Here is an 18,413-nt window from a genome sequence, read left to right as displayed (position 1 = left end):
TGAAAACGAAGATTATGCATTTTGAAATGTTAAAAGAAAAATCGTCTATCATCAAAGTAATTGGTGTTGGCGGTGGTGGTGGCAACGCGGTAAACCATATGTACAGGCAAGGAATTACCGGTGTTGATTTTATAATCTGCAACACTGATGCCCAGGCATTGGAGCTTAGCCCTATACCTAACAAGGTGCAATTGGGTGCCAGCTTAACCGAGGGCATGGGTGCAGGCTCGATACCCGAAGTTGGCAAAAACTCGGCTATTGAAAATATTGACGATATTAAACAAATGTTGGGTGCCAATACCAAAATGCTGTTTATTACAGCAGGTATGGGTGGTGGTACAGGTACAGGCGCAAGCCCTATCATTGCCAAAGCAGCCCGCGAAATGGATATATTAACGGTGGGTATTGTTACTACGCCTTTCTCTTTTGAGGGTAAGCGCCGTAAAATGCAGGCCGATGCCGGTTTGGAAGAACTGCGCAAATATGTGGATTCGTTCCTGGTGATCTCGAACGACAGGCTGCGCCAAATTTTTGGTAACTTAACCATGAGCTCGGCATTTGCACAGGCCGATAATATTTTGACCACGGCGGCCAAAGGTATTGCCGAGATCATCACCTTACCGGGCTATATCAACGTGGATTTTAAAGATGTGCGCACCGTAATGAAAGACAGTGGCGTATCTATCATGGGTAGCTTTAGCGCTGATGGTGAAAACCGCGCATTGAAAGCCGTGGAAGGTGCCCTGGCATCGCCGTTGTTGAAAGATAACGAAATTGAAGGTGCACGCTATATATTATTGAACATCAGTTCGGGCCTTAAGGAGGTTACCATGGATGAGATCAGCGTAATTACTGATTATATCCAGGAAGAAGCCGGCCTTGCCGCCGATCTGATTTGGGGTAACTGTATGGACGAGAACCTGGGCGACCAGCTATCGGTTACCATCATAGCCACCGGCTTCCAGACAAGAGATGAGCGCGAAAAGGAGCACAGCAACAAAAAAATTGTTTCGATGCTGGTACCTGAAGAGCCTCAGCATGCAAAACCGGTTAATGAGTTTATAAAACCTGTTAAAGCCAATGCCCCTGCCGAGCCTTACATGAAACAACCTCAGGCCAAGGAAGATGCAAGGCAAGGTGGCCTTTTTGATATGTTTGCCGGAAGTCGCCAGGAAGAGCCTGCTGTGGTTAGGCATAACCTGATGAATGAAGAAGAGCCTGAAGCAGATAACGAACCGGATACCGCAGGCTTCACCTTTAAAATGAGCGAGCCCGTAAGCTATGAGCAGCCGCCGGTAAGGGAACAACCGCGCATGCCCGAGCCGGAACCAACACCGGTTCCCGCCCCTGCACCGCAACCTGTAGTTGGCGCTGATGATAACAAAACCAACGAATCGATAGAAGAGCAGTTGAAAAAATCGCGCGAGCGGATTATGAGGCTTAAAGACCTGAGCATGAAACTGCGCACCGGCAACATCCAGGAACTGGAAAACGTACCGGCCTACAAACGCAAGGAGATAGCGCTGCAGGATACCCCGGCATCTGACGAAAGCCAGATTTCAAGGTTTTCACTGATCCAGGATAGTGAGGGTAACGTAGAGATCAGGAATAATAACTCGTACCTGCACGGAAACGCGGATTGATTGTAGAGTCAAGACTGTAAGAGTCAGGAGACAGATAAAAACCATAACAATTGAATGGGAGATCAACAGGAAGATAAATCTGAAAGTTGATCTCCCTTTTTTGTTGGAACTGCTTAAACCATAACTACCCCCACGTCATTGCGAGGAACGAAGCAATCCCCAATAAGCAGAGTAGCCAAGAAAATCCGCCCTGTAAAGTCGGGGATTGCTTCGTTCCTCGCAATGACGTGGGGGAGAGATTGGTCGCCTTGATCGTTCTCAGCCTTTTATCTTGCTTCCTGAATCTTGATTTCCTGCCTCTAATTCACCTCAAGTTATAACCTATTCTAAAAAGTTATAGCTATTGTTTAAACCTGTTTTAACGGCTATATTTGCGTTTAACTTTATAAAAACAATTCGTTTTGGATTTATTTGATAAAATAACGAAAAGTCTGGGTGGGCCGATAGGTCAGCATCAGAAGTGGTCGCATGGTTATTTTTCTTTTCCTAAGCTGGAGGGCGAAATTGGTCCTCACATGCAGTTTAAAGGTAAAGAACATTTGGTTTGGAGCCTGAACAACTACCTTGGTTTGGCTAACCACCCCGAAGTAAGGGAAGCCGACGCCAAAGCCGCTGCCGATTACGGTATGGCTTACCCAATGGGTGCAAGGATGATGTCTGGAAATTCGATCCATCACGAAGAACTGGAAGACGGCTTAGCAAAATTTGTAGGCAAACAATCGGCCTTTTTGTTAAACTACGGCTACCAGGGCATGGTATCTATCATTGATGCACTGGTAGACAGGAATGATGTTATTGTATACGATGCAGAATCGCACGCCTGTATTATTGACGGCGTACGTTTACACATGGGCAAACGCTTTGTTTACCAGCACAACGATATCGAAAGCTGCGAAAAACAGCTTGAACGCGCAACCCGCTTAACCGAGCAAACCGGTGGCGGTATCCTGTTAATTACCGAAGGCGTATTCGGTATGTCGGGCGCGCAGGGCAAACTGAAAGAAGTTGCCGATTTGAAAAAGAAATTCAATTTCCGTTTACTGGTTGATGACGCGCATGGTTTTGGTACCATGGGCAAAACCGGTGCCGGCACTCACGAAGAACAAGGCTGTTTGGAAGAAGTGGATGTATATTTTGCAACCTTCGCCAAATCAATGGCCGGTATTGGCGCTTTCGTAGCTGCCGATCAGGATATTATTAATTATCTGCGCTATAATATGCGTTCGCAAACTTTTGCCAAAGCATTACCTATGCCGATGGTATTGGGCTTAAAAAAGCGTTTCGAAATGCTGAAAACCCAACCCGAGCTTCGTGAAAAACTGTGGTTGATAGCCAACGCGCTGCAATCGGGTTTAAAAGAACGCGGTTTTGATCTTGGCGCTTCAAACACCATGGTTACCCCGGTATTTTTAAAAGGCGACCTGTTTGAAGCTACTGCTTTGACCCGCGACCTGCGTGAAAACTACGGCGTATTTTGCTCGATAGTGGTTTACCCGGTAATCCCTAAAGGCTTGATCGTGCTGAGGCTAATCCCAACTGCTTCGCATAGCCTGGAAGATGTACAGCGTACGCTTGACGCTTACAGCGCGATAGGCGAGAAGCTGAAAGCCGGTTATTATAAAGAGAATAAACTGGAGATTGCTTAATTGTAATTAGTTCTATGATATGGAAAGCCTCAAAGAAATTTGGGGCTTTTTTGTGGCCTTTCTACACCACGTCATTGCGAGGAACGAAGCAATCGCACGGAGGTAGAGCGGCTGTGCAAGTCTGCCCTGTACAGTTCGCGATTGCTTCGTTCCTCGCAATGACGGTGGCGTGTACTTACACACGCCGACTCCCCAAAAACCTTGATAAATCGTTTTCTAAATTATTTTAGCAAGCTTTTTTGTATAACTGAAACCCTTTTCTATTTTTACGCCTACCATTACAAAACCCATGAAATTAAGCAGACGAAATTTTATAAAAATGAACAGCGTAGCCGCAGCCGGCATTGGTTTAGGCATCACTCCTGCATTTGCTTCTTTGGCAGCACCTGCCTTCGAAAGCCAGCGCCCTAAACTGGCCGACCGTAAATTTACCAGCAAAGCGGTTGAGGCTATCATCAAAAAAGTTAAAGCCGACATTAAAGATCCTGAACTGGCCTGGCTTTTTGAAAACTGTTATCCAAACACTTTAGATACCACCGTAAACTATTCGGAAAAAGACGGCAAGCCCGATACCTTCGTAATAACCGGCGATATCAATGCCATGTGGATGCGCGATTCATCGGCACAGGTTTGGCCTTACCTGCCGTTGATCAAAAACGATCCGGCACTAAAAAAATTGATCCAGGGTGTATTGAGCCGCCAGGCTAAATGTGTGATTATCGATCCTTATGCCAACGCCTTTAACGAAGGCCCAACCGGCAGCGAATGGGATAGCGACCGCACCAATATGAAGCCCGAACTGCACGAGCGCAAATGGGAAATAGACTCACTTTGCTACCCTGTACGATTGGCTTATAACTATTGGAAAATAAGTGGCGATAGCAGTTTCTTTGACGAAAACTGGCAAAAAGCAGGCAAGATTATCCTTGCTACTTTTAAGGAGCAGCAACGTAAAGATGGCAAAGGCCCCTACTTTTTCCAACGTAAAACAGAAACCGCCAGCGATACCGCGCCTAACCGGGGGTATGGTAACCCGGTAAAACCTGTAGGCTTGATCTGCTCTATCTTCCGCCCGTCGGATGATGCTACTATTTATCCGTTCCTGATCCCTTCAAACTATTTCGCGGTGGCCAGTTTAAACCAGATGGCCGAAATGTTTAGCACCATAGGTCATGATAATGTTACCGCAGATGCGTGTAAAGCTTTAGCCGCAGAGGTTCAGGCCGCGCTTAAGCAGTACGCCGTAGGTAATCATCCGCAGTTCGGCCAGGTAATCCCGTTTGAGGTAGATGGCTACGGCAACCAGTTATTTATGGACGATTCGAACGTACCGAGTCTACTCGCTTTACCTTACCTCGATTCGGTAAAAGTTGATGATCCGTTGTACCAAAGCACCCGGAAGTTTGTGCTAAGCGACAGTAATCCATACTATTTTAAAGGCACTGCTGCCGAAGGTATTGGCGGGCCGCATGTGGGTATAGGCTACATCTGGCCAATGGCTATTATTATGCGCGGCATCACTTCTACCGATAAAGCCGAGATTGTTCAGTGCTTAAAATGGTTAAAAAGTACTCACGCAGGTACCGGTTTCATGCACGAATCGTTCAATAAAGACGATGCGAAGGACTTTACCCGCAAATGGTTTGCCTGGGCCAACACTTTATTTGGCGAATTGATACTGAAAGTGCACGAACACTATCCTGATATCCTGCAGCAGACTTTTTAAACTGCTCAAGTATAACAATACCTGTAGGTATTTAAAATAATGGCATTATCGCCCTAAAACCCATATAAATAATATTTATATGGGTTTTATTTTGCGTATTAAAATTATGGCTGAAGCTTATGGTTAAATATGTGTTTGTTATAAACTTTTTAATAAAAAATAAGCAACGGTTAATAATGCCCAAAAGCTAAAAATGTGGAAAAAAACCATCGTAAAGGCCGTATTTTTAGCGTTCAAAAATTTTTAATTAGCAAAAAACATTTTAGCTTAGCTTTATTAAAACAATAAACCTCAAAATTTAAAAGGAGTAATTAAATGAAAAAATTTACTGAAGTAAAAGAGCTTGTAGCATCTTTAGAGGCCGACGCCGACAAATTCTACAACAAAGGAAACAGTGCTGCCGGTACACGTGTACGTAAAGGCATGCAGGATCTTAAAAACCTTGCCCAGGCTATCCGCCTTGAGGTTCAGGAAGCTAAGAACAAAGAAGCTTAGTAAGATTTTTTATCATCTTATTCCAATAAAAAACCCGGACCATGGCCCGGGTTTTTTATTTTGTATGAAATGCACCATTCATCCAGATCAAATCGTCATGCCGAACTTGTTTCGGCACCCCACAGGTGAGGTAGGCGATTTGCTTTGCGTGGAGACTTAGCAAGTGGGATGTTGAAACAAGTTCAACATGACTCTATTTTAAATTATATCTACCTATGCCTTCACCGCTACCGGCGCCAGTTTTTTCAACTCATCTGCAATAGCATCAGCAGTTTTTTCACTAACCTGCACCAATGGCAACCTAACTGTATCGCCACAAACGTCTAACTGCTTCAGCGCGGTTTTAACACCGGCCGGGCTACCTTCAGCAAACATTAAACGGGTAAATTCTATCAAGTCAAAATGTGCTGCGTGTGCACCTTTATAATCACTATTTAAAAGCAATCTCACCATATCAGATAACTGGCGAGGCAGTGCGTTGCCGATAACCGAAATCACACCAACACCACCCAAAGCCATCATCGGCAAAGTAACCGGATCATCACCCGAAATAAACAGGAAATCTTCCGGCTTATCGCGCATCAACTGGTTAAACAGATCGAAATTGCCAGATGCTTCCTTAATGCCTATAATATTTTTAAACTCTTTGGCCAGGCGTACGGTAGTTTCGGCACTAACAGTGCTACCGGTGCGGCTTGGTACATTATAAAGTATGATTGGCAATTTTGCGTTTTGCGCTATCGCTTTATAATGCTGGTAAATACCTTCCTGGGTTGGTTTGTTATAATGAGGGCTTGCCGAAAGTATCGCATCATAACCATCAACGTTAAAAGCTTTTACCTGCTCAACTACTTCATGAGTATTATTACCGCCAATGCCGGCCACCAGGCCAACGCGCTTATTTACCACTTCGGCTGTGAAGGCAAAAACCTGCTTTCGTTCAGCTTCGCTCAATGTGGCACTTTCGCCGGTTGTACCTAATGATACCAGGTATTCCACCCCGCCATCAATCAAATGTTCAATCAGGTTGCGCAAACCATCGTAGTCAACCTGCCCATCCGCCTGAAAAGGGGTTACCATAGCTACCCCTGTTCCGTAAAATATATTCATGAGTAAAATTAAAAGGATGCTAATATAGTGATTAGTGATTGGAGATTAGAGGTTAGGCGCCTGTTTATTTTTTGAAAAAGTGCTTTGGTTGGGTTTAAAGTTAGATTTTGGGGAAGAAAGCTTGCCGCTAATTGATTAGTTTGACTGGTTTTATTGATCTTTGAAAAATCCATACCTTGCATTATGGAAAGATCGGATACGCTAACACGGCTTTTGGCTCATATTGACAACATTCATGAATTGGGTAAGCAAAGGGCATTTGAACTCGGTAATCCTTTTTATGCCAAATATGAAGGCGACGGTGAATATTACACAAAGGAGTTGCCTACCGGGGAACGATTTCAAGTAAAAGTTGAAATTATAACTGATGAAAATGAATTTCCAATTGAAATTAAAGATACAATTATAAAGCAGCTCCATTAATGAAAAGGCCGGAGTTAATATTTGTAGTTGGTTGCAACGCAGCTGGGAAGTCAAGTTTTATACGAACACGTTTAAATGCACTGGTTGGCTTTGAAATTATAATGACAGACGTTTATAAAAACCGGACTAAAGATGTTTTCAGAGATGCTTTAAAACAAGGGAAAAACATTATTCTTGAAACGGTATTTAACGATTCCAGCTTTAAGGATTTAGTGGATCTTGCTCGAGACGCGAATTATGATACATCATTAGTTGTATTATTTTTGGATTCGCCTCAACACTCTTTTGAACGGGTGGCCTTTCGTAGCATAGAGCAAAGCGGGTTGATTATTAGTGAAGGGAACATTAGGATTAATTTTAATGAAAGTTTCAAAAATGTCGCCGCCTATTTTATATACTTCGACAATACTGAATTTATTTATACTGGTATGACCGGAGTTAATTTTGAAGTAATGGGTTTTAAACGTTCACGACTTGTGTTCTACAATGCCACTGAGTTACAATATCCACAAAAATTTGCTCGATATTCATTTAATAATGAACGCTTACCAGAAGATGCTTTTAATATAATTACCAGTAATCTGGATTTTCCCGACAAAAAATCTATAGAATAAGAAATCCTATATCACCCCAAACAACGATCCTCCCTTTTCTCCCAGCCTATCCACCGTTTTCTCCACCTCCGGCACCCGTTCCAGCACCGGTGCATGGTGCGGCTTAATCCTCGCATCAATAATCAGCGGACCGGTACAGCCCCAATGTTTATGTTCTGTAAAACTGCCAACGCCATAAATATCATGCGATGGATTACTGCGTGTAAAAGTTATCCAAACAAAATTATTAATGCTTGCCGCGGCAAATCCGGCATCATCACATAACACGATTAATGGCAGCCCGTTAAGGTTTTCATCCTGCAATGCATATTCTATAACGCTGATAACGTTATGAATATCCTTGTGATTAACGTGTTTAGGTACTTCAACCATTAACACGCCCGGCATGGCCATTTTATAACCGCTGATAGGGCGGGGGAGGTTAAACCAATCTGGCAATTCGGTCCAAAGTTCACGTTTGATATCGCCGGCTACGGTAATGGCTACTTTACTGCCGGAATTAAGGCCTTCGCCGCTGTAATCCAGCGTATCTATGGTAGTGTTGGTATGGAAATGCAGATCACGGCTAAGGTCTATCCTTTGCAGGATATGCTTCAGGAAGCCGCCGATATCATTAACGTTTAATTCAGGGTCATCTTCATGCGCGGCGATAAACAGGTATTTGGCCAGGCTCAGTTGCCCCTTGCCTAAAATATGGTTGGCAATGGTTACAATTTCCTGCGGTTTACGCTCTTTTAAATAGGGGGTATAACGTTCGCTGCCAATGGCAAAAAGTAAGGGGTGCACGCCGGCAGCATCAACAGCGTTCACAGCATGCAAACCGGGGATTTCCTTTGGTATAGCCGATCCTGTTATTTCGTGAATCAGCGCCCCAAAACTGGTATCCTCCTGCGGCGGACGGCCAACTACCGTAAACGACCATAGCGGATCTTTCCGATGATAAACATTATGCACTTTCATCAGCGGGAAAGGATGCACTAAACTGTAATAACCCAAATGATCGCCAAAGGGCCCCTCAGGTTTGTTTTCGTGCGGCATCACCGTGCCCGTGATCACAAAATCAGCATCGGCCGAAATACAGAAGCCTTCATTATCATAAAAATATCGGAAACGGCGGTTGCCCAGAGCACCGGCAAAAGTCATTTCAGATAAGCCTTCGGGCAGGGGCATTACCGCTGCAACGGGATGCGAAGGAGGGCCGCCTACAAAAATGCTCACTTTAAGCGGTTGTCCTTTAGCATTAGCCTTGGTTTGGTGCACGCCTATGCCTCTGTGAATCTGGTAGTGCAGGCCTATTTCCTGGTTTAAAATATAATCGTTACCGGCCAGTTGAATACGGTACATACCCAGGTTGGCATTCATAATACCGGGTTTGTCTGCATCTTCGGTATAAACCTGCGGCATGGTAACAAAAGGGCCGCCATCCATTGGCCAGTTTACAATTTGCGGAATATCGCTGATATTACATTTACCAAATTTAACGGGGGCGCCGCTGCCGCTTTTCATGGGCAGGGCAGATAGCGCTGTTAAACCCACACCTGCATATTTAAATGGATTTTTAATAGCCTTTATCGGGTCGTTTTTAATGTCAACCAATACCTTGATCTTTTCCAGGGTATCGCGAAAAATAAATTTCGACCTATCCAGGGTACCAAAAAGGTTTGACACGGCCGGGAATTTACTCCCTTTTACATTTTCAAATAATATGGCCGGTCCCTCGTTTTCAAAAACGCGAAGATGTATGGCTGCCATTTGCAGGTAAGGATCAACTTCTTCCTTAACACGCACAAGGTGGCCGTTTTTTTCAAGATCGGTAATGCAGGCTTGTAAACTTGAGTAACCCATGCGGCGAAATTACGGTTTTTTGGGATTACACCGATTGTTGACCGTTGATAGTTTTGATTTCGTCGATTGCGCTGATTGTTGTCTGAACCGGGATTTGTAGTTTTTTTTGGGATGGGCAGGATTTTTTGTCTGAACGGGAATGTTTTGAATTAAAGAATGATCAAAATTTCAAAGCGATAGGCAAATTCTATACATTCTAAAATAATTCCCCCAAATTCCAGTTCAGACAAAATCCAAATAATCTTTTAATCCCCCCAAATCCTGGTTCAGACAAATACCCTAATGATAAATTCCTTACTTTAGCCGCCGGATATTAATGGCTGGCATGTCGGTAACTGTACTAACGCTTATCATACTTATTGGTTCGTACCTGGCGGGTTTATTGGGCTCGTTAACCGGTTTGGGTGGTGGCGTGGTTATTATTCCGCTGCTTACTATTTTGCTTGGGGTTGATATTCAGTATGCTATAGGGGCTTCGCTTATTTCTGTTATTGCTACTTCTTCGGGTTCGGCGGCTGCTTATGTTAAAGAGGGGATAACAAATATCAGGCTGGGGATGTTTCTGGAAATAGCCACTACGGCAGGCGCTATGGTTGGCGCGTTGATAGCGGTTTATATTCCAACAAATTTTATTGCAGTTTTATTCGGGTTAATCCTCATCCTGTCGGCAGTGATGTCATTACGCAAAAAGGCTCAGCATATCCATCAGCAAAAAAGTGAACTTGCCGAAAAATTAAAACTGAACGGCACATTTCCTACACCTGCAGGCGAGGTAAGCTATACTGTACGCAATGTGGGAGGAGGCTTTTTTATGATGCTTTTTGCCGGGGTGATATCAGGCTTGCTGGGCATAGGCTCGGGCGCCTTGAAAGTGCTGGCTATGGATGGCATTATGCGCATCCCTTTTAAAGTATCAACCACCACCAGCAATTTTATGATAGGTGTAACCGCTGCTGCCAGCGCAGTGGTTTATTTGCAACGCGGCTATATTGACCCGGGCATTTCAATGCCTGTTGCCATAGGGGTACTATTAGGCGCATTAAGCGGATCAAAAATATTGGTGCACACATCATCATCCGGCTGGTTACGCTGGGTGTTTGCCGTGGTAGTAACATTTTTAGCATCGCAAATGATATATAAAGGAATTACGGGGACTATTTAGTCATTAGGTCATTGTGTCATTAAGTCATTGTTGCATGGTGTAGAGTAATTGGCTCGCCGGTTTGCTAATCAAAAAAATGACTTAATGACACAATGATATAATGACCAATCCAAAAATGGCCTAATGATTCAATGACCGATTCCAAAAATGACTTAATGACCCAATGACTGATAAGAAATGACCAAAAAATTCAAAGATACCGATATGCAGGCCGTGATAGGCTGGATACTGCGCGCAGGGGTGCTGGTATCAATGAGCATTGTTTTTATTGGCGGAGTAATTTATTTGTACAGGCATGGGCATACCCATGTTGATTACAGCAAATTTGTTGGCGTGCCCGATTTTGTAAGTACTCCTGCCGGTATTATACATGGTATTTTTACGCTTCGCGGGCGGGCCATTATACAGGCAGGTATTATTTTGCTGATAGCCACGCCCGTTATAAGGGTAATATTTTCGGCCATAGGTTTTATTATGGAGAAGGATTATCTCTATACAGCCATCACTTTGGTGGTTTTACTCATCATTGTATCCAGCATGCTGAGCGGCCATGCCGGCTGATATTTTTTAAAACTTTTTTAGGCTTTCATATATTATAAATATATGCAAAGGCAAAGGGTGCAATCATCGGCGTTAAGCAGCGTTGGCTACGATCCCGAATCGCGCATACTCGAACTGGAGTTTAAGGAAAGCGGCGATGTGTGGCAATACTTTGGCTTTCCGTTGGCAACCTATAAGCGCTTTATTGAATCGGCATCGTTAGGGCATTTTTTTTCAAAAAGTATCAAAGGCCGATATCCCGAACTTAAAGTGCACTATGCACATTTTCATTAATTACCGGTGCGGCGGCGCTCATCATCATTACCGGTATTGCGTTTGGTAGCCGATTTTACCGTGCTTTTACCAAAACGATAGCTAAAATTAAGCCTTACTATGCGGGTATCGCGTTTGCTGGTTTCGCTGAGATTGATATTTTGATAGATTGCGTAGTTGCGTACCCTGTCGGTATTAAAAATATCCATAACGGTTAATTTCAGGGTACCCAGTTTATTTAAAATTTGCCTGCTGATGCCCACATTAACCGAATAGCTTGATTTTAAATTGTTTACACCATAAATCGTCGGCGTTTCGTACCGGCCTAATATTTCGGCGGTTGTTGTGCCGGTAATACTAAAGGTTTGCGTGGTGCTTAAAATAATATCCTGCTTTGCGCGGTTAAAGTTGCCATAGCGGGCATAAGCTTTGTAGCGCACATACATGGCATCTACGTTAAAATCGGCATTCCACCATTTGGTAATCTGGGCGGGGGCGTAAAACGAGGCACCGTAAGTAAACACCTGCCCAAAGTTGTTGCGTATGGTAATGTTAACCTTGCTGCTGTCGTTCTGCAGGTACACCGGGAAATCATAGGCATCGTTAGTAATGCTGTAATATATCTGGGTTGATATACTTTGATTATAGGTGTGCGATAGCTGTATGGTATTGGTAAACTCAGGTTTCAGGTTAGGGTTGCCGGCCCTGTAATCGTACAAATCGGTATAGTATAAAAAGGGATTAATATCTTCATACATCGGCCGGTGGATACCCCGGTTATAGCCTACGCCAAGGGTATTCTTTTTATCAACATCATAATTAACCTGCACCTGCGGAAACACGTTAAAATAACTGTTGGTGTTTACCCGAGGTGTAACCTGGTTTATAGCCCACGAACTGCCGCTGGTACTGGTATTCTCGGCCCTTACACCTGCGGTAATATCCCATGCGCCAATTTTATTAAGATAGTTAAGATACGCGGCGCTTACAGTTTCTTTATATAAAAAGCGGTTGCTGAAACGCACATCGGGCTGGTAGCTGCCATTTACCTTCGGACCGAAAACCAGGTCGTTATCGCTGTTAACATGGCTGTATTTAGCGCCTGCCTCTAATTTTGATGTTTTGGTGAGCGGGTTAACATAATCAACTTTCGCAGTCCAGATGTGGATTTTTGCCGGCGACAGGTTTTCCAGGTCCAGGTCATCACGGTAGCTATTGCCTTGGGGCGTAAGAAACGTATTGGTGATATACTCGTTAGAGTGACGGTGATTTGTTGAGTAATTGGCATCGGCCGAGAGGCTTTTGCCACTGCTATCCAGTTTGGCGTTGTAATTAATATTATAATTTAAATAGCTGCTGCCCCTGTCAAGATTTGAGCGGGCATTGATCATCGAATCGAGCTTGCCCCGGTTAATGATCTTGAGGTTGTTGTGCTTGGTAAAATCATCCTCACGCACTATGCCGAAAATTAAAAAACCTATAGTTTGTTTTGGGTTGATGGTATAATCGGCACCTAATTTAAAATTATGGTTACGAGTTGTTTGAATGTTGTTATAATCAACATTGTAATTGCTCAGCACATCATCAAAAAGAATACTGCGGCGCGTATTGATGGTGCGGGCGCTTTTATTGGCATCAAAAGTGTAATTGCCAAATATGTTTAGGTTTTTATCGCGATGGTTAAAAACAATGCCTACTGTACTTTTATAATATTTACCATAACCGGCCATGGCGGTAATGGTACCGTTGGTGCCCAGGTTTTTCCCTTTTTTTAAGATGATATTGATAACGCCGCCGCCCGATGCATCATACTTTGCCGAGGGACTGCTAATCACTTCTATCTGATCAATAGTGCTGCTTTGCATGCTGCGCAGCATGGTGGCAAGATCATCGCCACTCAGGTTGGTTGGGCGGCCATCAATAAGTACCATGGCGGGTTGCCTGCCGGTAACGCTGAGGGTTTCGTTACTGTTTACCCTTACCCCCGGCGATTGCCTGAGGATATCGAAGGCAGAATTACCCTCGGCCAATATGCTGTTTTGGATGCTTAGGGTTATTTTACCAGGCTTTACCTCGATGCGTGGCTTGCGGGCCACCACCTTCACCTCCTGCAATTGCTGGTTGGATGGTTTTAAAACAATATCGGGCGTGGTTAAGGTTTGCCCGGCTGTAAGATGGTGCGGCCCCGAATAAATTTTGCTGTAACCTATCTGGCTGGCCTGTACCAGGTAAGTGCCTGGTTTCAGATCGGTAAATTCAAATACGCCGGAAGGGTTTACAATGCCCGAGCGCAATATGGATGTATCGGGCGCATTAACTTTAAATAATATTACGGTGGCTGCTTCGGCCGGCTGATGGCTATCTGTAAAAACTTTTCCCTGTATTACCGGAGCCTTGGTTTGTGCGTAGGCAACACAATACAATCCCGTCAAGAACGCAATGAAAAAGCTCCTGGTTAAAAAGTTCATTAATTATTTAGATGTAGAAATTTGCTATAACGTTCAGATTAATATGTAAGGGCAATATATAACATTATACATAAACTTATATATGCTTACTGATATTTTAACGAAATATTATTTACTCAAGTTGCATAAAACTGTATAAATAACATTTGGTAAAAGGTTTTACTTTAAGCAAAGTAAATATTGTTTACACAAAGTACAACGAAAGCGATAATTAGGCGAAACAAGCTGATTTTTTCGCTATTTTCGGCCTCCATACTTGGTTAAATTTGAATTTGTTTCACCCGTTATAACATGAAAAAGGTTTTTCTTTTGGCACTGATGTTTTGTTTTGCCGGTAAATTGTTTGCCCAGTTACCGCCTGCAAACTATGCTGCTGCCCTCGATAAATTTAAAAGATTGTACAATTACAACCGGCCCGACAGTGTTTATGCAATGTTTAGCCCCGAAATGATGAAGGCGTTAACGCCTGTTGATTTCAGGAATACCACCAACCAGTTAAAGGTACAATTAGGATCACTTTTGCAGGCCGATTTAACAAGTTACGAGGTTCCGATTGCGCATTACAAGGCAACTTTTCAAAAGGGTGTTTTTGTATTAAACTTATCGTTAAATGCTGATAATAAATTTACCGGTCTGTCATTAACACCCTATACCGCTCCCGCAGGTTCAACCGCCGCGGCAGCCCCGGTAAGCACTGCCATCGCTACCGATCCGTCGCTGGTCGAGTCGCCGGTTTCTGTTAAAACCTTGTTGGGTTCAATATCGGGTACGCTGGCTATGCCAAAGGATGCCAGTGGTAAAGTGCCATTGGTGCTGATTATTGCCGGCTCGGGCCCTACCGATAGGGATGGCAACAGCCCAAAACTGGGCCTGCATGCCAATATCTATAAAATGATAGCCAACGAGCTTGGAAAAAAAGGAATAGCATCGGTACGCTATGATAAACGTTTGGTTGGGCAAAGCGTTACTTCAATTAAAGAAAACGAGATCAGGTTTGAAGATTATGTGGAGGATGCAGCCGCGCTGTTGAATATGCTGGCCGCCGATGAACGCTTTTCGAAGATCATTATCCTTGGCCATAGCGAGGGATCATTAGTAGGTATGATGGCTTCGCAGGATGAACCGATTAAGGGTTTTATATCGGTAGCAGGTGCCGGCGACTCGGCCGATAAAATCCTTACCGAGCAGATGAAATCGCAGCCTGCCTTTATTTCGGATGGTTTTAACCGGATGCTGGATAGTTTAAAGCGTGGCAAAACAACTGATAACATTGATCCTGCACTATATTTTATAGCGCGACCAAGCATCCAGAAATACCTGATGTCGTGGTTCAGGTATAACCCCCAGCGTGAGATCAGGAAAGTGAAAGCCCCGATCCTGATCATCCAGGGTACTACCGATTTACAGGTTACCGTTGGCGATGCCGAAAAGCTGAAAAAGGCAAAATCGGATGCTATCCTAACCATTATCCCTAACATGAACCACGTGCTGAAGGAAGCTCCGGCCGATAAGGAAAAAAATAAAGAAACGTATAACCAACCCGATCTTCCGCTGAAACCGGAGTTTGTAACGGCGATAATTAACTTTATAACGAAGACGGCGAAGTAGTTAGTTACCTACTTGTGCTTAATAAATAGCGTTATTGCGGGCAGGTAAAACCTAAGGCGGCTGAAGGAAATATGGCATCACCGATGTTGTCATCCTGAGGAACGAAGGGTCTTCTTCGCCCTGCATAGCGCCATGCTTGTTGCAGAAGATGCTTCGTTTCTCAGCATAACAACATGTTAAAAAGGGTGTCATGCTAAGCCTGTCGAAGCATGGTGTGCAGGGCCTTTACGCGCGATCCTTCGACAAGCCCAGGGTGATAAGCCCGCCCGCCAGATGTCATATAACCCTTCAGAGGCGACCGCTTTTACTTACTCAGCATGACAACATGTTAAAGGTGTCATGCTGAGTAAGTCGAAGCATGGTGGGCAGGCCTCTGCGCGCGACTCTTCGACAGGCTCAGAGTGACAGGGCCCACCCGCCTCATCTCATATTTCTTTCGGAGGCGCGTTACTTACTTATAATGTTGTGGTACAGGAGGAAGCAGGTTACCCCCACACCCCCAACAACCTCCTAATCATAATAATCTCCGCCACATGATAAGCATTATGATCTGCAGCCTGTAATGCCTCACGCAAAATAGTTTGCCCGTCGCCATGGGGGATCTTCTGATAAAGATCTTCCGATTTTACCAGGGCAATTAACTCTTCCAGATCATCATCAATCTGTTTAACACATTTATCCCAGGCTTCGTCACTTTCCGGTGCTGCTTCTTTTGGCCAGTAATCATCGGGCCAGTTTGGCGATTGGTGACTGCCATCTTTACAAAACTCCAGCATATCCCATTGTGCAATGCGGATATGCTCAACCAGTTGCCAGATGCTGTAGGGGAGTTTATCAAGCTTAACGCCGCGCAGTTCGGCGGGCAAACCATCTAAGGCCTTTTTCAGGCCGGCATGGGCATTACCGCCTTGCAGCAGGTGTAAAACTTCGGTAATTACTATTTGGTGTTCGTTATTCATAAGTACTTGTGTGTTATTAAAAGTAACAAATTACTGGCCGGTTTGATTTATTCGGCTTAAATGTTTTAAGTTTATGCTTCATTGTAAAAATTCTGATTAACCGTGGCTAAAAACATACTTTTCAAATTAACTGTTGCTAATATTTTATTTATAGCAGCCTTAACCGGTTGCAAAAAAGAGGGGGGCACCGGCACGGGGCCCTTGTTAGGTAAGGATGATGAAGCCTTTGTTAAGTACGAAAATGTATTTTTAGATAATTTCTGGAAACTGAACCCCGATTGGGCAACTTCGGTGGGCTATCATAAATACGATAGCCTGATGGTGCTGCCCAACCAGGCAAGCCGGGATAAGCTGATCAATTTTGCCAAATACCAGGTTGATTCGTTAAGCCGCTTTGAACCCAATACGCTTAACGAGGGCAACAAAATAGACTATAAAATATTGCAAAATCAATTAGATTACCTGCAATGGCAGTTAACCCATTTAAGGCAGTTTGAATGGGATCCTTCATCATACAATATTATAGGTACTTTCGCCTATATTTTAAATGAGCATTACGAGCCTCTGCCCAAACGCCTGCGTCATTTTTATCAGCGTATGGCATTCATACCCCAGTATTATAAAGATGCTGAAAAGCAAATTAAAAATCCGGTTGTTGAATTAACCAGCCTTGCTATCGAACAAAACCTTGGCGGCCTTGATGTAATAGCCAAAGATTTTGCCGATTCGCTCAAAAAAACCAATATTCCCAAAGCCGAACAAAAGCTCATGACGGATAGAGCATCCCAAAGCGTTACCGCCATTAAAGCCTATGCCGACTGGCTTAAAGCTTTAAAAAACGATCATCCCCGCAGTTTCAGGTTAGGAAAAGATTTGTATGAAGATAAGTTTAAGTACGAGATAGTTGCCGGCAATACGGCCGAGAAAACCTACAACGCCGCCGTTGAACGTAAAAAATACACCCATCGCGAAATGGCGAAGATCAGCAAACAGCTTTGGCCTAAATATATGGGTAAAGCCGCTATGCCCAAGGATAGCCTGGAAATGATTAGCAAGCTGATAGATACCATCTCAACGAAGCATGTTAAACCCGAAGATTTTCAGTCGGCTATTGAACAGATCATCCCGAAACTGAACAATTTTGTTAAAACCAAAGATCTGCTAACGCTCGATCCTACTAAGCCTTTAGTTATCCGTAAAGAGCCGGGCTATATGGCGGGCGTTGCCGGAGCATCCATGAGCGGCCCTGGCCCGTACGATAAAAATGGCAATTCATATTATAACGTTGGTAGTTTAGCCGGTTGGAGTAGTGAGAAAGCCGAGAGTTACCTGCGCGAATACAATAATTACATATTGCAGATTTTGAGTATCCACGAGGCAGTGCCCGGTCATTATGTACAGGGAGTTTACTCAAACAAAGCGCCAAGCATTATCAAGGCTGTATTTGGCAACAGTGCCATGGCCGAGGGTTGGGCAGTTTATACTGAGCAAATGATGCTGGAAAACGGTTTCGGTAATAACGAGCCCGAAATGATGTTGATGTGGTATAAATGGAACCTGCGCTCGGTATGTAATACCATACTGGATTACAGCGTGCACAGCGGCAACATGACCAAAGATGAAGCCATTAAACTGTTAACCCGCGAGGCCTTTCAGCAACAGGCCGAAGCCGACGGTAAATGGAAAAGAGTAAGCGTTACCAGCGTGCAGTTAACCAGCTACTACACCGGTTACAAGGAAATTGTTGATTTGCGCGATGCCTATAAAATTAAGATGGGCGATAAGTACAAGCTTAAAGAGTTTAATGAAAAGTTTTTAAGCTACGGCAGCGCCCCGGTTAAATTTATACGCGAAGCCATGCTGGCAAAAACCGGCGGTTGATTAAAAAATTAATTGATAGT

At 43.9% G+C, this 18,413-nt stretch carries 15 protein-coding genes; 11 read left to right on the top strand and 4 right to left on the bottom strand.

The window, feature by feature from the left end:
- Nucleotides 1-14: 14 nt before the first annotated feature.
- The 4 genes from ftsZ to HYN43_RS18625 all read left to right on the top strand — a co-directional run bounded on the left by ftsZ (nt 15) and on the right by HYN43_RS18625 (nt 5,510).
- A complete protein-coding gene (gene ftsZ / locus HYN43_RS18640; RefSeq protein ID WP_119410776.1) occupies nt 15-1,643 on the top strand; it encodes a cell division protein FtsZ in 1,629 nt (542 codons plus the stop codon).
- A 401-nt stretch (nt 1,644-2,044) separates the two neighbouring features.
- A complete protein-coding gene (locus HYN43_RS18635) occupies nt 2,045-3,289 on the top strand; it encodes an aminotransferase class I/II-fold pyridoxal phosphate-dependent enzyme (RefSeq protein ID WP_119410775.1) in 1,245 nt (414 codons plus the stop codon).
- Between the two features lie 289 nt (nt 3,290-3,578).
- Nucleotides 3,579-5,015, top strand: a complete 1,437-nt coding sequence (locus tag HYN43_RS18630; RefSeq protein WP_119410774.1) for a glycoside hydrolase family 125 protein — start codon at nt 3,579-3,581, stop codon at nt 5,013-5,015.
- A 315-nt stretch (nt 5,016-5,330) separates the two neighbouring features.
- Nucleotides 5,331-5,510 (top strand): histone H1-like protein, encoded by a 180-nt coding sequence (locus tag HYN43_RS18625; RefSeq protein WP_022830046.1) that lies wholly within the window; start codon nt 5,331-5,333, stop codon nt 5,508-5,510.
- Nucleotides 5,511-5,723: 213 nt separating this feature from the next.
- Here HYN43_RS18625 and dapA read toward each other — a convergent pair whose 3' ends face one another.
- Nucleotides 5,724-6,620, bottom strand: a complete 897-nt coding sequence (gene dapA / locus HYN43_RS18620; RefSeq protein ID WP_119410773.1) for a 4-hydroxy-tetrahydrodipicolinate synthase — start codon at nt 6,618-6,620, stop codon at nt 5,724-5,726.
- 183 nt (nt 6,621-6,803) lie between these two features.
- On the opposite strand from dapA, the gene HYN43_RS18615 reads away from it, so the two are divergent.
- Together HYN43_RS18615 and HYN43_RS18610 are read left to right on the top strand one after the other, a co-directional pair.
- Nucleotides 6,804-7,043, top strand: coding sequence for a hypothetical protein (locus HYN43_RS18615; protein WP_119410772.1), 240 nt, complete (start codon nt 6,804-6,806; stop codon nt 7,041-7,043).
- On the top strand, nt 7,043-7,657 hold the full coding sequence (locus HYN43_RS18610; RefSeq protein WP_119410771.1) for a zeta toxin family protein: 615 nt from the start codon (nt 7,043-7,045) through the stop codon (nt 7,655-7,657). Before HYN43_RS18615 ends, HYN43_RS18610 begins: the two co-directional genes overlap by 1 nt.
- 6 nt (nt 7,658-7,663) lie before the next feature.
- On the opposite strand, the gene HYN43_RS18605 is transcribed toward HYN43_RS18610, so the two are convergent.
- Nucleotides 7,664-9,502 carry a UbiD family decarboxylase gene (locus HYN43_RS18605; RefSeq protein WP_119410770.1) on the bottom strand — a complete coding sequence of 613 codons (1,839 nt, stop codon included), beginning with the start codon at nt 9,500-9,502 and terminating at the stop codon, nt 7,664-7,666.
- A gap of 325 nt (nt 9,503-9,827) precedes the next feature.
- Here HYN43_RS18605 and HYN43_RS18600 point away from each other — a divergent pair, with 325 nt between their 5' ends.
- From HYN43_RS18600 to HYN43_RS18590, 3 genes are all read left to right on the top strand, one after another.
- The gene (locus HYN43_RS18600; protein ID WP_119411281.1) at nt 9,828-10,664 is read left to right on the top strand and encodes a sulfite exporter TauE/SafE family protein; all 837 of its coding nucleotides are present in this window, start codon (nt 9,828-9,830) and stop codon (nt 10,662-10,664) included.
- A gap of 177 nt (nt 10,665-10,841) precedes the next feature.
- The gene (locus tag HYN43_RS18595; protein WP_119410769.1) at nt 10,842-11,225 is read left to right on the top strand and encodes a DUF1634 domain-containing protein; all 384 of its coding nucleotides are present in this window, start codon (nt 10,842-10,844) and stop codon (nt 11,223-11,225) included.
- A 42-nt stretch (nt 11,226-11,267) separates the two neighbouring features.
- Entirely contained in the window at nt 11,268-11,498 is a 231-nt protein-coding gene (locus HYN43_RS18590) for a KTSC domain-containing protein (protein WP_119410768.1), read from the top strand.
- Here HYN43_RS18590 and HYN43_RS18585 read toward each other — a convergent pair.
- Entirely contained in the window at nt 11,495-13,945 is a 2,451-nt protein-coding gene (locus tag HYN43_RS18585) for an outer membrane beta-barrel protein (RefSeq protein ID WP_119410767.1), read from the bottom strand. The two genes, HYN43_RS18590 and HYN43_RS18585, sit on opposite strands and share 4 nt — an antisense overlap.
- A 291-nt stretch (nt 13,946-14,236) precedes the next feature.
- On the opposite strand from HYN43_RS18585, the gene HYN43_RS18580 reads away from it, so the two are divergent.
- On the top strand, nt 14,237-15,553 hold the full coding sequence (locus HYN43_RS18580; protein WP_119410766.1) for a serine aminopeptidase domain-containing protein: 1,317 nt from the start codon (nt 14,237-14,239) through the stop codon (nt 15,551-15,553).
- Between the two features lie 485 nt (nt 15,554-16,038).
- Here HYN43_RS18580 and HYN43_RS18575 read toward each other — a convergent pair whose 3' ends face one another.
- A complete protein-coding gene (locus tag HYN43_RS18575; RefSeq protein ID WP_119410765.1) occupies nt 16,039-16,512 on the bottom strand; it encodes a DinB family protein in 474 nt (157 codons plus the stop codon).
- A 102-nt stretch (nt 16,513-16,614) separates the two neighbouring features.
- On the opposite strand from HYN43_RS18575, the gene HYN43_RS18570 reads away from it, so the two are divergent.
- Nucleotides 16,615-18,393, top strand: a complete 1,779-nt coding sequence (locus HYN43_RS18570) for a DUF885 domain-containing protein (protein WP_245446939.1) — start codon at nt 16,615-16,617, stop codon at nt 18,391-18,393.
- The last annotated feature ends 20 nt before the right edge of the window (nt 18,394-18,413 follow it).

Source organism: Mucilaginibacter celer, assembly GCF_003576455.2.
GTDB lineage: Bacteria > Bacteroidota > Bacteroidia > Sphingobacteriales > Sphingobacteriaceae > Mucilaginibacter > Mucilaginibacter celer.
The sequence above is the reverse complement of the archived record's forward strand: the minus strand, read 5'-3'. Positions and strand labels throughout refer to the sequence as shown.

Excerpts from the sequence above, each read along its gene's own strand:
- ftsZ (WP_119410776.1), top strand. The coding sequence starts at position 15 with ATGCATTTTGAAATGTTAAAAGAAAAATCGTCTATCATCAAAGTAATT.
- HYN43_RS18630 (WP_119410774.1), top strand. The coding sequence starts at position 3,579 with ATGAAATTAAGCAGACGAAATTTTATAAAAATGAACAGCGTAGCCGCA.
- HYN43_RS18625 (WP_022830046.1), top strand. The coding sequence starts at position 5,331 with ATGAAAAAATTTACTGAAGTAAAAGAGCTTGTAGCATCTTTAGAGGCC.
- dapA (WP_119410773.1), bottom strand. The coding sequence starts at position 6,620 with ATGAATATATTTTACGGAACAGGGGTAGCTATGGTAACCCCTTTTCAG.
- HYN43_RS18615 (WP_119410772.1), top strand. The coding sequence starts at position 6,804 with ATGGAAAGATCGGATACGCTAACACGGCTTTTGGCTCATATTGACAAC.
- HYN43_RS18610 (WP_119410771.1), top strand. The coding sequence starts at position 7,043 with ATGAAAAGGCCGGAGTTAATATTTGTAGTTGGTTGCAACGCAGCTGGG.
- HYN43_RS18605 (WP_119410770.1), bottom strand. The coding sequence starts at position 9,502 with ATGGGTTACTCAAGTTTACAAGCCTGCATTACCGATCTTGAAAAAAAC.
- HYN43_RS18600 (WP_119411281.1), top strand. The coding sequence starts at position 9,828 with ATGTCGGTAACTGTACTAACGCTTATCATACTTATTGGTTCGTACCTG.
- HYN43_RS18595 (WP_119410769.1), top strand. The coding sequence starts at position 10,842 with ATGACCAAAAAATTCAAAGATACCGATATGCAGGCCGTGATAGGCTGG.
- HYN43_RS18590 (WP_119410768.1), top strand. The coding sequence starts at position 11,268 with ATGCAAAGGCAAAGGGTGCAATCATCGGCGTTAAGCAGCGTTGGCTAC.
- HYN43_RS18585 (WP_119410767.1), bottom strand. The coding sequence starts at position 13,945 with ATGAACTTTTTAACCAGGAGCTTTTTCATTGCGTTCTTGACGGGATTG.
- HYN43_RS18580 (WP_119410766.1), top strand. The coding sequence starts at position 14,237 with ATGAAAAAGGTTTTTCTTTTGGCACTGATGTTTTGTTTTGCCGGTAAA.
- HYN43_RS18575 (WP_119410765.1), bottom strand. The coding sequence starts at position 16,512 with ATGAATAACGAACACCAAATAGTAATTACCGAAGTTTTACACCTGCTG.